The 13,789-nt window shown below is 65.3% G+C and carries 10 protein-coding genes; 4 read left to right on the forward strand and 6 right to left on the reverse strand.

Features of this window, described 5'->3' with window-relative positions:
* Window positions 1–78: 78 nt before the first annotated feature.
* Entirely contained in the window at window positions 79–1,569 is a 1,491-nt protein-coding gene (locus J4P02_RS06480) for an aldehyde dehydrogenase family protein (RefSeq protein ID WP_426188758.1), read from the reverse strand.
* 170 nt (window positions 1,570–1,739) lie between these two features.
* On the opposite strand from J4P02_RS06480, the gene J4P02_RS06485 reads away from it, so the two are divergent.
* The 3 genes from J4P02_RS06485 to nadE all read left to right on the forward strand — a co-directional run bounded on the left by J4P02_RS06485 (window position 1,740) and on the right by nadE (window position 4,860).
* Entirely contained in the window at window positions 1,740–2,642 is a 903-nt protein-coding gene (locus J4P02_RS06485) for a LysR family transcriptional regulator (protein ID WP_426188759.1), read from the forward strand.
* A gap of 172 nt (window positions 2,643–2,814) precedes the next feature.
* On the forward strand, window positions 2,815–4,029 hold the full coding sequence (pncB, locus tag J4P02_RS06490; RefSeq protein WP_426188760.1) for a nicotinate phosphoribosyltransferase: 1,215 nt from the start codon (window positions 2,815–2,817) through the stop codon (window positions 4,027–4,029).
* Between the two features lie 3 nt (window positions 4,030–4,032).
* Entirely contained in the window at window positions 4,033–4,860 is an 828-nt protein-coding gene (gene nadE / locus J4P02_RS06495; RefSeq protein ID WP_426188761.1) for an ammonia-dependent NAD(+) synthetase, read from the forward strand.
* Between the two features lie 165 nt (window positions 4,861–5,025).
* Here nadE and azu read toward each other — a convergent pair whose 3' ends face one another.
* A complete protein-coding gene (azu, locus tag J4P02_RS06500) occupies window positions 5,026–5,472 on the reverse strand; it encodes an azurin (protein WP_426188762.1) in 447 nt (148 codons plus the stop codon).
* 352 nt (window positions 5,473–5,824) lie between these two features.
* Between azu and J4P02_RS06505 the strand changes: the two genes are divergently transcribed.
* Window positions 5,825–6,412: a TIGR00730 family Rossman fold protein gene (locus J4P02_RS06505; RefSeq protein ID WP_426188763.1), complete on the forward strand. Its 588-nt coding sequence runs from the start codon at window positions 5,825–5,827 to the stop codon at window positions 6,410–6,412.
* A gap of 23 nt (window positions 6,413–6,435) precedes the next feature.
* Here the strand turns inward: J4P02_RS06505 and J4P02_RS06510 are convergent, their stop codons facing one another.
* The 4 genes from J4P02_RS06510 to J4P02_RS06525 form a co-directional block, all read right to left on the reverse strand.
* On the reverse strand, window positions 6,436–7,326 hold the full coding sequence (locus J4P02_RS06510; RefSeq protein WP_426188764.1) for a transglutaminase family protein: 891 nt from the start codon (window positions 7,324–7,326) through the stop codon (window positions 6,436–6,438).
* Window positions 7,326–9,812 (reverse strand): circularly permuted type 2 ATP-grasp protein, encoded by a 2,487-nt coding sequence (locus J4P02_RS06515; protein ID WP_426188765.1) that lies wholly within the window; start codon window positions 9,810–9,812, stop codon window positions 7,326–7,328. Before J4P02_RS06515 ends, J4P02_RS06510 begins: the two co-directional genes overlap by 1 nt.
* 87 nt (window positions 9,813–9,899) lie before the next feature.
* A complete protein-coding gene (locus tag J4P02_RS06520) occupies window positions 9,900–13,169 on the reverse strand; it encodes a DUF2126 domain-containing protein (protein WP_426188766.1) in 3,270 nt (1,089 codons plus the stop codon).
* Window positions 13,170–13,340: 171 nt separating this feature from the next.
* The gene (locus J4P02_RS06525) at window positions 13,341–13,787 is read right to left on the reverse strand and encodes a hypothetical protein (protein WP_426189005.1); all 447 of its coding nucleotides are present in this window, start codon (window positions 13,785–13,787) and stop codon (window positions 13,341–13,343) included.
* Window positions 13,788–13,789: the final 2 nt, after the last annotated feature.

Here is a 13,789-nt window from a genome sequence, read left to right on the forward strand (position 1 = left end):
TAACGGAGCAGTGGCGAGCTTCAAGCTGCAAGCTGCAAGCAGGTGCTCTTGCAGCTTGTGGCTTGCAGCTTGCCGCTGCTATTCGAAACTGATGCCCTGGGCCAATGGCAGCTCCCGGGAATAGTTGACGGTGTTGGTCTGGCGGCGCATGTAGGCGCGCCAGGCGTCGGAGCCGGACTCACGACCACCGCCGGTTTCCTTCTCGCCACCGAAGGCCCCGCCAATTTCCGCACCGCTGGGGCCAATGTTGACGTTGGCGATGCCGCAGTCGCTGCCCACCGCCGACATGAACTGCTCGGCCTCACGCACATCAGTGGTGAAGATGCACGACGACAGCCCCTGGGGCACGGCGTTGTTCAGGCGCAGGGCTTCGTCGAAGTCGCTGTAGCCGATCACGTAGAGGATCGGCGCGAAGGTTTCGCTGCACACCACCTCGCTCTGCTCGGGCATCTCGACGATGGCCGGCGCCACGTAGTAGGCGTTGGGGAACTGCTCCTGCAACTGGCGCTGGCCGCCGAACACCCGGCCGCCTTCGCTCAGGGCCTGCTCCAGGGCGTCCTGCATGGCGTCGAAGCTGTGCTTGTCGATCAGCGGGCCGATCAGGTTGCCTTGCAGCGGATGGCCGATGCGCACTTTGGAGTAGGCGGTCTTCAGGCGACTGACGATTTCCGCTTTCACCGACTCGTGGGCGATCAGCCGGCGCAGGGTGGTGCAACGCTGGCCGGCGGTGCCGACGGCGCTGAACAGGATGGCGCGCACGGCCATGTCCAGGTCGGCGCTGGGGCCGAGGATCATGGCGTTGTTGCCGCCCAGTTCGAGAATGCTGCGGGCAAAGCGCGCCGCCACCTTGGGCGCCACTTCGCGACCCATGCGGGTGCTGCCGGTGGCGCTGATCAGGGCCACGCGCGGGTCGTCCACCAGGGCGGCGCCGGCGTCACGGCCGCCGATGATCACCTGGCTCAGGTATTCGGGGGCGTCCTGGAAGTTCTTCAGCACGCGCTCCAGCAACGCCTGGCAGGCCAGGGCGGTGAGCGGGGTCTTTTCCGAGGGTTTCCAGATCACCGGGTTGCCGCACACCAGGGCCAGGGTGGTGTTCCAGGCCCAGACCGCCACCGGGAAGTTGAAGGCGCTGATCACCCCGACCACGCCCAGCGGGTGCCAGGTCTCACGCATATGGTGGCCCGGGCGCTCGGAGGCGATGGTCAAACCGTAGAGCTGGCGCGACAGGCCGACGGCGAAGTCGCAGATGTCGATCATTTCCTGCACTTCCCCCAGGCCTTCCTGGGTGATCTTGCCGGCTTCCCAGGACACCAGCTCGCCCAGGTCGGCCTTGTACTGACGCAACACCTCGCCGAACTGCCGCACCAACTCGCCGCGACGGGGCGCCGGCACCTGGCGCCACAGGGCGAATGCATGCTCGGCGCGACTGACCTGCTGCTCCACTTCGGCAGCGCCCTGCCAGTTCACCGCGGCAATGCGGCTGCCATCGATGGGCGAATGCACAGGCTGGGAGCCCGACTGGTACAGGGCCGGGTCGACCCCCAGACGATCAAGCAATGCGGCAACCATGGGGTTACTCCTTACAGATGAAAGGCAAAGATCCGGGCCGCCATAACGGCCATCAAGGCCTGTAGTTGTAGCTGGCCCGCGACTTGCCAACAAACGACCTTTAAGCGAGATATCATTCCGTTTATTCATGCTGAGCCGGCATCCAGCACCGATAACAACAAGGACCACCCATGCTCAACAAACGCTACCTGCCGTCGATCACTGCCCTGCAGTGCTTCGAGGCCGTGACCCGGCACCTGAGCTTCACCCGCGCCGCCGAGGAACTCAACCTGACCCAGAGCGCGGTGAGCAAACAGGTGGCGCAGCTGGAAGAGCTGTTGCAGCACCTGCTGTTTCGCCGAGTGCGCCGGCGCCTGCAACTGACCCCGGCCGGCGACCTGTACCTGGTGGAAGTGCGCAAGATCCTCACCCAGGTGGAGATGTCCACTCACTACCTGCGCTCCTACGGCGGCGAGACCGAAGTGCTGCGGGTGTCCACGCCCTACACCTTTGGCGCGCGCTGGCTGGTGCCGCGCCTCAAGGGCTGGCGCCTGCGCCATCCGCATATCCACCTGGACCTGTGCAACGAGCAGGAGCCGGACGAGCTGCTCCAGGGCCACGCCGACCTGGCGTTCTATTTCGGCCAGGGTTCGCGCCCCGGCACCGAGAGCCTGAAGCTGTTCAGCGAGGAACTGGTAGCGGTCTGTGCCCCCGACAACCTGCCCGCCGAACCCTTGACCGACCCACGGCAACTGACCGACCTGGTGCTGCTGCAAAACGCCTCGCGGCCCCAGGGCTGGCACGAGTGGTTCGACCAGCAGGGCTACCAGACCGAGCACAGCTACCACGGCCCGCGCTTCGAAACCTTCTATATGTGCATCCGTGCAGCCCAGGTCGGTTGTGGCGTAGCCCTGCTGCCGCGGTTTCTGGTGGAGGAAGAACTGGCCGAAGGCAAGCTGGTGATTGCCTGGGGGTACGCCATGCCCAGCCAGGACGCCTATTACCTGGCCTACCCCGAGCATTCGGCGGAGGTGCCCAAGGTCCGCGACTTCGTGCGCTGGATGCTCGAGCAACAGGACCCGCCTCTGTCGTAGGCGCCGGTCGTGCGGGCGCCTTCGCTGGCAAGCCAGCGCCTACAGCAGCCGGACAATCACCCGCAGCGAAAAAACGCTGGCAAAGCGCAGGGCGTCTATGCGCCACTAGCGCCTTTATTGAAACAGCTGAACGCCGCAGCATCGCATCGCGGCCAGCATGGAGACTCCTGCTATGAGCGAGACTGTGTTTGCCGATCGCATCGTGCAGAACCTGCTCGACACCGACTTCTACAAACTGACCATGATGCAGGCGGTGCTGCACAACTATCCCAATGTGGAAGTGGAATGGGAGTTTCGTTGCCGTAACAGCGAGGATCTGCGGCCTTACCTGGCGGAGCTTCGCTACCAGTTCGAGCGCCTGGCGGACTTGAGCCTGAGCCCCGACCAGTTGAGCTTTCTGGAGCGCATCAGCTTTCTCAAGCCGGACTTCCTGCGCTTCCTCGGGCTGTTCCGTTTCAACCTGCGCTATGTGCACACCGGCATCGACAACGGCGAGCTGTTTATCCGCCTGCGCGGCCCCTGGCTGCATGTGATTCTGTTCGAAGTGCCGATGCTGGCGATCATCAGCGAGGTGCGCAATCGCTACCGCTACCGCGAAACGCAATTGGTGCAGGCACGGGAGCAGCTGTACCGCAAGTTCGACTGGCTGAGCGCCAACGCCAGTAGTGAAGAACTGTCTGAACTGCAAGTAGCGGATTTCGGCACTCGCCGACGCTTTTCCTACCGGGTGCAGGAGGAAGTGGTGAACGTACTCAAGCACGATTTCCCCGGACGCTTCGTCGGCACCAGCAATGTGCACCTGTCCCGGGAACTGGACATGAAGCCCCTGGGCACCATGGCCCACGAGTGGATCATGGCCCACCAGCAACTGGGACCGCGGCTGATCGACAGCCAGATCGCCGCCCTGGACTGCTGGGTTCGCGAATACCGTGGCCTGCTGGGCATCGCCCTCACCGACTGCATCACCACCGACGCCTTCCTCGGCGACTTCGACCTGTTCTTCGCCAAGCTGTTCGACGGCCTGCGCCACGACTCCGGGGACCCGATCCAGTGGGCGGAAAAAGCCATCGCCCACTACCACAAGCTGGGCATCGAACCGATGAGCAAGACCCTGGTGTTCTCCGACAGCCTGACCCTGCCCCGCTCCCTGGAAATCTTCCGCGCGCTGCGGGGGCGGATCAATGTCAGCTTCGGTATCGGCACCAACCTGACCTGCGATATTCCCGGTGTCGAGCCGATGAGCATCGTGCTTAAAATGGCCGCCTGCAATGGCCAGCCCGTGGCCAAGATCTCCGATGAAGCGGGCAAGACCCATTGCAAGGATCCGAACTTCGTCGCCTACTTGCGCCACGTTTTCCAAGTACCAGCCCAACCTGGCAAGGAGTGAAACATGCAAGCCGTACAGCGTGAGATCGCGCAGCAGCTGAAGGTCCAAGCACCTTTTCCCGACCACGCGGCCCTGGAGGCGGAGATCGCCCGGCGCGTCGGTTTCATCCAGGACTGCCTGGTCAATTCCGGGCTCAAGTCCCTGGTCCTGGGCATCAGCGGCGGCGTCGATTCGCTGACCGCCGGCCTGCTGGCCCAGCGCGCCATGCGCGAGTTGCGGGCCCGCACGGGTGACCAGCAGTACCGCTTTGTCGCGGTGCGCCTGCCCTACGAAACCCAGTTCGACGAACACGATGCCCAGGCCTCGGTGGACTTCATCGATCCCGACGAGCGCCACACGGTGAATATCGGCCCGGCGGTCAAGGCCCTGGCCAGTGAAGTGGCGGCCTTCGAAGGCCAGCACGCGGTGTCCCGGGATTTCGTCCTGGGCAACACCAAGGCGCGGATGCGCATGGTCGCCCAGTACACCATCGCCGGCGCCGCCCAGGGCCTGGTGATCGGCACCGACCATGCCGCCGAGGCGGTGATGGGCTTCTTCACCAAGTTCGGCGACGGCGCCTGCGACCTGGCGCCCCTCAGCGGCCTGGTGAAAAACCAGGTGCGTTCGATTGCGCGGTATTTCGGCGCTCCGGAATCCCTGGTGGAAAAGATCCCCACCGCCGACCTCGAGGACCTGTCGCCGGGCAAGCCGGACGAAGCCTCCCATGGCGTTACCTACGCCGAGATCGATGCCTTCCTGCATGGCCAGCCAGTGCGCGAGGAAGCCTTCAAGATCATCTGCGACACCTACCGCAAGACCCAGCACAAGCGGGTGATGCCCTTCGCTCCGTGACCCACCACGCACTGTAGGAGCCGGCTTGCCGGCGAAAGGGCCGCTTGATGCTGCACCAGGCTCAAGGGCCTGTTCGCGGGCAAGCCCGCTCCTACATTAGGTGGAATTCCAGGCATAAAAAAAGCGCCCCGCGGGGCGCTTTTTCGTTGCAGCAGGGGCTGATGCTTACTTCAGCACCAGCGCGCCTTTCATCATCGAGTTGTGGCCTGGGAACGAGCAGAAGAACTGGTAGCTTTCGCCTGCAGTCAGCTTCGACACGTCGAAGGTCACCGAGTCTTTCTCGCCGGCACCGATGATCTTGGTGTGGGCGATGACACGGGTGTCGCCTTCCTTCAGGTAGCTCTTGTCGATGCCGGCGGCCATGCCGTCGGTGGCAATGCCGGCCATGTCTGCGGTCTTGCTCAGTACCCAGTTGTGACCCATGACGTTCTTCGGCAGGCTGCCGGAGTGGCTCAGGTTCACGGTGAAGGTCTTGCAGCTCTTGTCGATGGTGATTTCCTTGGTGTTGAAGGACATCTGGTCGGTAGAGTCGACATCGACCTTGCATTCGGCGGCCATCAGTTGGCTACTGGCCAGTGTCAACAGGGATACCGCAACGAGTTTGGCAAACATGGTGAATCTCCAAGGCAGGGTTAACAAAATCCGTCTAAATCCATGGGACGCAAGACTGCCTGAATTTCTCGCCAGTTCCTATGATGTGAATCAAAAAAGTGTATACAACTCTCTGCTATCAGGCCGATCGAGACAATCAACCGCAGCCCCCCGGAAGCCGGCCCTAGAATCGGCCCGTCATCCCTTTCCGGAGCCAGGATCATGCAACTCAACAGCCTGTTTCGCAGCTTGCTCGCCGCCTACGCCTGTGGTGCCAGCGGCACCTATGAAACCCCGCAACGGGAGCTTTAGCACTTGGATCGAGGACGACGAGCCATTACCCTGAGGCGATTTTTCGACCTCGGAGCAAGGCATGTCGTTAACCTCGGTCTGTGTATTCTGTGGCGCCAGCACCGGCACCAACCCCCTTTATCGTGAAGCCGCCCAGGCCCTGGGCAAGGCCATTGCCGAGCGCCGCCTGACCCTGGTCTACGGCGGTGGCGCGGTGGGCCTGATGGGCATAGTCGCCGACGCCGCCCTGGCGGCCGGCGGCGAAGTGATAGGGATCATTCCGCAAAGCCTGAAAGACAAGGAAATCGGCCACAAGGGCCTGACCCGCCTGGAAGTGGTGGACGGCATGCACGCGCGCAAGGCCCGCATGGCCGAGCTCAGCGATGCCTTTATCGCCCTGCCCGGCGGCCTGGGCACCCTGGAAGAATTGTTCGAGGTCTGGACCTGGGGCCAGCTGGGCTACCACCACAAGCCCCTGGGGCTGCTGGAAGTGAACGGCTTCTACGAGAAGCTCAGCGGCTTCCTCGATCACATCGTCGGCGAAGGTTTTGTGCGCGCTCCGCACCGCGAGATGCTGCAAATGAACGCCTCGCCCAATGGCCTGCTGGATGCGCTGGATGCCTGGCAGCCGACGGTCCCGGACAAGTGGGCCGAAAGCCGTCCCAGTTGATGCCCGCAGCCGTGAGCCGATGACTATTCCTGTGGCATGACCGTGACCCGGACTTCCGGGTCATGGCTACCGCCCCCCAGGATCACCCCGCGCAGCGGCGAGACATCGGAAAAATCCCGGCCCCAGGCCAGGGTGATATGTTCCAGGGCCGGCTGCACATTGTTGGTGGGGTCGAAATCCACCCAGCCCAGCAGCGGGCAATACACCGCGACCCAGGCATGGGAGGCGTCGGCACCGATCAGCCGTGGCTGCCCCGGAGGTGGCTGGGTCAGCAGGTAGCCACTGATGTAACGCGCCGCCAAGCCCCGCGAGCGCAGGCAAGCCAGCATCAGGTGAGCGAAGTCCTGGCACACCCCACGTCGGCGCTCCAGCACCTCCACCAGGGGCGTCGCCACCTGGGTGGCCTCGGCGTCGAAAGTGAACTCGCCAAAGATCTTTTCCATCAGCGCCTGGGTGCCCTGCAACAGCGGCCGCCCCGGGGCAAAGCAACTGGCGGAAAACTCGACGAAGCGTTGCTTGAGGTGCACATAGGGCGACTCGAAACGGTAGCGACAGGCCTCCAGCGACTCGGCGGACAGCGGCCGGCCGCTGTAGGTCAGGGCGCTGCGGGCGGCCTCCCAGGCCAGGGAGGCGGCGAAATCCAGTACTGGCCGATCCAGCACCTCGACACTCAGCCGGGCATTGACCTGCAACTCATCATGGGGCCGTTCGAAGGCCAGGCGCGTCAGTGGATTGCCAAACACATCCAGCTCGTCGCGGCGGCTGCTGGGCAACGGGCTGATCAGCAACTGGCGCTCGCGGCAACGCTGCCAGGAGCAATCCCGCGGCCACAGGTGCGCCAGTTGCTGGGCCAGGGACACCGGGCTGTCGTAGCGGTAATGGGTGTCGTGGAAAATCTGATAACGGGCGCTCATCACAGCGACACCGTTTGCTGGCTGACATCATCCACATGGGCGAAATGCCGCAACGCCAGGCGGTCGGACACCTGCCCGCTGACCTCGGCGATCTCCTGCAGCAGCTGCGCCAGCCCTTCCAGCGCGGCGCTGACACTGGCCTCGCCGAACAGCGCGTTTTCCAGGCAACCCAGGTCGATATGTTCCAGGCGCTGCACCAGGGCCGGCAATGCCAGCTCCCGCGGCACGCCGAAATCATCGTTGAGGCGCTTGACCGTGCGGGTCACCAGCTTGAGCTGGAACAGCACCGCATGGGGGTTCTGCTCATCCAGCAGCAACAGGTCGAGGACCGGGATCAACTGCGCCACCGCCAGGTAGCGCGAGCGATAGGTGATGCTGCTGTTGCCCAGCTCCAGCAGCCACTCCAGGCCGGCCTGGTCGAACACCGCCGAGCCCCGCAGGAAGGCCGCCAGGCTGCTGCTGAGAAATTGCAGGCGCTCGATGCGCCGCCCGATCATCAGGAAGCGCCAGCCTTCGTCGCGGGTCATGTCGTCCAGGGCAAAACCCGACAGCGCCGCCAGGGACATCACCAGGCGGTTGAGAAAATCCAGCAGTTCGCCGAAATCCGGCTCTGGGCGATCCAGCTCCTGGGCCTCGCGTTGCAGCTCCACCAGGGCCTGCCAGTTTTCCCGGGACAACTTGCCGCGCACCTGGGAAGCGGCCCACTGCAAACGCTGCAGGTTGCTGCGCAGGCTGAACGACCAGTCCTCGCCGAGCAGGGCCGCCAGCAGGCGCTCGGGCAAGGGGCCCTCGTCCGGCAGCAGCATCAGGCTTTCCCCCAGGTCCACGGCGGCTTGCAGGGCTTGCGGGTCATCGCCATCGACATAGCGCGCCAGGATGATCCGCAGCAGGCGCGCGCTGTCATCGCAACGCTCGCAATAGCGCCCGAACCAGAACAGGTTCTCCACCACCCGCGACGGCAGGTACGGGTCACGCCGCACCAGGTCGTGCACGCCAATATTGCGCTGGGCCTTCCACTGCTCGCCGCTGGCGGCCCGCTCGCCCAGCACCCAGGTGTCCTTGCTGGCGCCGCCGCGCTGCATCGACAGCACCTCGGCATCAGCCGCCGCGGCAACCCGGGTCAGGCCACCGGGCAGTACTCGATAGCCTTCGTCGCTGGCCACCGCGTAGACCCGCATGCCAATCGCCCGAGGCTGCAGGCCGCCGTTTTCCGCCTGCCATACCGGCGCCTGGGACAGTTGCGGCAACTCCTGGGCGACATAGGCGTAAGGCCGCGCACGCATGCGCTCGGCCAGGCGCCGACGTTGCTCGGGGCTCAGGTCACGGCCCAGCACCGGGGTGAAACTCTGGGAGGGGAACGCCGGGCGGATCAACAGTTGTGGCAATTTCTCCAGGGCCTGCTGCAGCACCGGCGCCTCGCCGCACCACCAGGTGGCAATGGACGGCAGCAGCAATTCCTCGCCCAGCAGGAACTGGCTGATGCGCGGCAGAAACCCCAGCAGCCCGGGGGACTCCAGCACCCCGCTGCCGAGGGCATTGGCCACCAACACCCGGCCCTGGCGCACCGCATCCAGCAGCCCGGGAACCCCCAGGGCGGAATCGGTGCGCAGCTCCAGGGGGTCGCAGAAATCATCGTCGAGACGGCGCATGATCGCGTGCACCCGGCGCAGGCCACTGAGGGTCTTGAGGTAGACCGTGGCGTCGCGCACGGTCAGGTCGCCGCCTTCCACCAGCGGGTAGCCCAGTTGGCGCGCCAGGTACAGGTGTTCGAAGTAGCTCTCGTTGAAACGCCCCGGGGTCAGCAGCACGATCAAGGGCACATCAGCATCCCGTGGCGCCTGGCGGGCCAGGGTCTGCTGCAGGGTGCGGAAGAAACCGGCCAGGTGCTGCACCTGCAGGTCGCGGTACAGGTCGGGGAAGGCCCGGGACAGGATCATCCGGTTTTCCAGGGCGTAGCCCGCCCCGGAGGGAGCCTGGGTACGGTCGGCGGTCACCCACCAGCGGCCGTCGGGGCTGCGCGCCAGGTCGACCCCATACAGGTGCAGAAAGCTCTGCTCAGGGGGCTGGATGCCCTGGCACGGCCAGAGGAAATTGTTGTGGCCGAACACCAGCTCCGCCGGCAGCAGGCCCTGGCTGATCAGCCGTTGCGGGCCGTACAGGTCGGCCAGCACCGCATTCAGCAGGCGCGCACGCTGGGCGATCCCGGCCGCCAGCCGCTGCCACTCGTCGGCGGCCAGCACATGGGGCAGCAGGTCGAGCTCCCAGGGCCGGTCCGCCCCCTTGGGGTCGGCATAGACGTTGTAGGTGACGCCGTTCTCGTGGATCTGCCGGGCCAGCAAGGCCTGGCGCTGCGCCAACTGTGCCGGGCTGCTGCGCTGCAAGTGTTCGAGCAGGCGCTGCCAGTGCGCGCGCACCGCACCCTGGTCATCCAGCAGCTCGTGGTAGGTACCCGCCGTCAGCGGGTAACGGTCTAGCAAGTCAGGCATGGAACACTCGGCAAGACGGCAGGAAAATCAGCTTAACCCAGGCTCATGACGCCCGGATATCGCTGTATCGCGGGCGTCGCGGATGGCTTAGAAGCGTCGCAAATCCAGGGTCAGCGGCAGTTCATCGTTGCGGGTCGGCACTGGCACCTGCAGCTTTCCGGGGCTGTGGCCAAGGCGGAAGAAACGCGCCAGGCGCCGGCTTTCCGCCTCGTTGGCATTGACCGGCAGGCTGTCGTAGTTGCGCCCGCCGGGGTGGGCCACGTGGTACTGGCAGCCCCCCAGGGAGCGCTGCATCCAGGTGTCCAGCAGGTCGAACACCAGCGGTGCGTGCACCGGGATGCTCGGGTGCAGGCAGTTGGCTGGCTGCCAGGCGCGGTAGCGCACCCCGGCCACAAATTCTCCGACCCGCCCGGTGGCATGCAGCGGTAGCGCCTGGCCATTGCAGGTCAGCACATGACGCTGCGGCACCAACCCGCGCACCTTGACCTGCAAACGCTCCAGGGAAGCATCGACAAAACGCACCGTACCGCCCGCCGTGCCCTTCTCGCCCAGCACATGCCAGGGCTCCAGGGCCTGGCGCAACTCCAGCTCGACACCGCCCACCGCATAGTCCCCCAGCTTGGGAAAGCGGAACTCCAGGTGCGCGGCGAACCATTCGGCCTGCAGGGCGAAACCCGCCGCCTGCAGTTCCACCAGCACATCGGCGAAATCCTCCTGGATAAAGTGCGGCAGCAGGAAACGGTCGTGTAGTTCAGTGCCCCAGCGCGTCAGCTTGACCGGGGCGTAGGGCTCGCGCCAGAAACGCGCCACCAGCGCCCGCAGCAGCAACTGCTGGACCAGGCTCATGCGCGCATGGGGCGGCATTTCAAAGGCTCGCAGTTCCAGCAGGCCAAGGCGCCCGCTGGCGCTGTCCGGCGAATACAGCTTGTCGATGCAGAACTCGGCACGATGGGTATTGCCGGTCACGTCCACCAGCAGGTTGCGCAGCAGCCGGTCCACGCGCCACGGCGGGCATTCCTCACCGGGCGCAGGCAGCTGTGCAAAGGCGATTTCCAGCTCGTACAACGAGTCGTTGCGGGCTTCATCGAGCCGCGGGGCCTGGGACGTGGGACCGATGAACAACCCGGAAAACAGGTAAGACAACGACGGGTGATGGTGCCAATAGCTGATCAGGCTGCGCAGCAGGTCGGGCCGCCGCAGGAATGGCGAGTCGGCCGGGGTGGCGCCGCCGAGGACGAAATGGTTGCCGCCGCCAGTGCCGGCATGGCGCCCGTCGAGCATGAATTTCTCGCTGCTCAGGCGCGTTTGCCGGGCCTGTTCGTAGAGGAATTCGGTGCGTTCCTGCAACTCGTCCCAGCTGGCCGAAGGCTGCACATTGACCTCGATCACCCCCGGGTCCGGGGTGACCCGGAAGTTGCACAGGCGCGGGTCCGCCGGCGGCTCGTAGCCCTCCAGCAATACCGGACAGTGCAGTTCCTGGGCCGTAGCCTCGATCACCGCAACCAGTTGCAGGTAGTCCTCCAGGCGTTCCAAGGGCGGCATGAACAGGTACAGGCGCCCCTCACGGGCCTCGGCGCAAAGCGCGGTGCGGGTCAGCCAGTCGGCGGATTCATCGACCTGGGGCACGCGCTCCGGCGCTGTGGTCGAGGTCGGTTCCTGCTGCCCAGGCTCCGCCAGTTCGGGGAACTCCTGGTTGGGGTCACGGCTGTGGATAAACGGGTATTCGGCCGCCGTCACCCAGGGCTGGGACGCCAGGGGCAAGCGATAGCCCAGGGGCGAATCTCCGGGCACCAGGCGGCAGTGGCTGTCGCGTAGGTACCAGCGCCCGCTCTGCCACTGGTCACCCTTGGCATTGCGGGCCAGGGGCAGCACCTGGCCGACGATCTTGTCCAGGCCCTGGCTGAAGACCTTGCGCAGCCGCTGCCGCTCCAGGGCATCCTCCAGCCGCGAGTCCTCGGCAGTGACATTCAGCGGCAGGCTGCCTTCGCGCCACAGGTAGTAGAAGTGGTCTTCATAGGCGGGAAATACAAAGCGCGCCGGCAGCTTCAGGCGCTCGGCGATACTGGCCAGAAAACGCCCGGCCAGTTCGGCGTCGGCGGTGTAATCCTGCTGTTCATCGGCGATCAGCGCCGGGTCGTTCCAGATCGGCAGGCCATCGCGGCGCCAATGGCAATTGAGCGACCAGCGCGGCAGCGGCTCGCCGGGGTACCACTTGCCCTGGCCGAAGTGCACCAGGCCCTGGGGCGCATAGCGCTGACGCAAGCGCTGGAACAGTTCGCCGGCCAGACGCCGCTTGTTCGGCCCCAGGGCGGCGGTGTTCCATTCGGCGCCGTCGGGGTCGTCGATGGCGACGAAGGTTGGCTCGCCGCCCATGGTCAGGCGCACATCGTCGGCCTGCAAACGGGCATCCACCTGGCGCCCCAGGGCCTGGATCGCCCGCCATTGCTCGTCGCTGTAGGGCTGGGTCACCCGGGGCGCTTGCCAGATGCGCTGCACGCTCATTTCATGGCGCATTTCCACGGCGCAAGGCTCCACCAGGCCGCTGATGGGCGCCGCCGAAGAAGGCTCGGGGCTGCAGGCCAGGGGAATATGCCCTTCCCCGGCGAACAGCCCGGAGGTGGCGTCCAGGCCGATCCAGCCGGCGCCGGGCAGGTAGACCTCGCACCAGGCATGCAGGTCGGTGAAGTCCTGCTCGGTGCCGGAGGGGCCATCCAGGGATTTGACGTCCGCCGTCAGCTGGATCAGGTAGCCGGAAACGAAACGCGCCGCCAGCCCCAAGTGTCGCAACAGTTGCACCAGCAGCCAGGCCGAGTCACGGCAGGAGCCGGAAGCGTTGGCCAGGGTCTGTTCCGGGCTCTGCACGCCGGGCTCCAGGCGGATCAGGTAGGCGATATCGCTGCTGAGGCGCTGATTCAGCGCCACCAGAAAATCCACTGTCGGCAGCGGCGCCCGCGGTATGCCATCCAAGTAGGCCTGGAACCTGGGTGTCGGCGCCAGGGTTTGCAGGTAGGGCGCCAGCTCTCGCTGCTCATCGGCGGCGTAGGCGAAGGGGATCTGCTCGGCGTAGGGCTCGAGGAAGAAATCGAACGGGTTGAACACCGCCATTTCTACCAGCAGGTCGACCTCGACCCGCAGTTCGGCGGTTTTCTGCGGGAACACCAGGCGCGCCAGGTAATTGCCCTGGGGGTCCTGCTGCCAGTTGATGAAATGCTTCTCGGGGAGAACTTTCAGCCCATAGGAGAGGATGCGCGTACGGCTGTGGGCGGCCGGGCGCAGGCGGACGATCTGCGGCCCCAGCTCGACGGCGCGGTCGTAGCGATAGTGGGTGACATGGTGCAACGCGACATGAATCGACACGGCGTGCCTCCTGCGAGCCTGAGCGGTAGCCCAACCCGCGCAAGACTTGTGCCAGGGCACAGAGGCAGGGAGTTGTTCCGCGACTCAAGGCAGTACAGCACCAAAATCGCGCAACCGATGCTCAAGCGCACTCAGCGGCGCACCGCAATGCACCAGGCGCTGCCATTCACCTTAGCGACGCTTGGCGGCGCGGATGCTCTGGCGCTGGAGGCGGATCTGCAGCAGTTTTTCGCGCATTTGCCGATGGCGCTTGCCGTTGAGCGACAGCAGCCCGAGCAGCGGCAGCAGGATGGCGAACAGGTACACCCCCTGATGGGGCCGGTACTGCAACATCGGCACGGTGATGGCCAGGCAAGCCAGGAAATACCCCGCCACCAGCCACACCGCCCAGGAACGACCGCGGATGATCAGCAGGTTGCCCGCCACCAGCAACGCTATCAGCACCAGCAGGGCCAACCCCAGGTAGTCGCTGCGCTGAGCCGCCGGCAGGTCGCGCCAGTAGGTGGTGACCGCCAGGGACAGCAGCGCCGAAGCGCTGAAACAGCCCAGCAGCACGGTGAGCATGAAGGTCGGGAAATAGCGCGCGAGGAAGGCGCGCATGGAGCCACCGCCAATCATCT

Origin of the sequence: Pseudomonas sp. NFXW11, from assembly GCF_049887815.1 — a bacterium.
Taxonomy (GTDB): domain Bacteria; phylum Pseudomonadota; class Gammaproteobacteria; order Pseudomonadales; family Pseudomonadaceae; genus Aquipseudomonas.

Bases quoted from the DNA above. Each gene is read 5' to 3' on its own strand.
- J4P02_RS06480 (WP_426188758.1), bottom strand. From the start codon at position 1,569: ATGGTTGCCGCATTGCTTGATCGTCTGGGGGTCGACCCGGCCCTGTAC.
- J4P02_RS06485 (WP_426188759.1), top strand. From the start codon at position 1,740: ATGCTCAACAAACGCTACCTGCCGTCGATCACTGCCCTGCAGTGCTTC.
- pncB (WP_426188760.1), top strand. From the start codon at position 2,815: ATGAGCGAGACTGTGTTTGCCGATCGCATCGTGCAGAACCTGCTCGAC.
- nadE (WP_426188761.1), top strand. From the start codon at position 4,033: ATGCAAGCCGTACAGCGTGAGATCGCGCAGCAGCTGAAGGTCCAAGCA.
- azu (WP_426188762.1), bottom strand. From the start codon at position 5,472: ATGTTTGCCAAACTCGTTGCGGTATCCCTGTTGACACTGGCCAGTAGC.
- J4P02_RS06505 (WP_426188763.1), top strand. From the start codon at position 5,825: ATGTCGTTAACCTCGGTCTGTGTATTCTGTGGCGCCAGCACCGGCACC.
- J4P02_RS06510 (WP_426188764.1), bottom strand. From the start codon at position 7,326: ATGAGCGCCCGTTATCAGATTTTCCACGACACCCATTACCGCTACGAC.
- J4P02_RS06515 (WP_426188765.1), bottom strand. From the start codon at position 9,812: ATGCCTGACTTGCTAGACCGTTACCCGCTGACGGCGGGTACCTACCAC.
- J4P02_RS06525 (WP_426189005.1), bottom strand. From the start codon at position 13,787: ATGATTGGCGGTGGCTCCATGCGCGCCTTCCTCGCGCGCTATTTCCCG.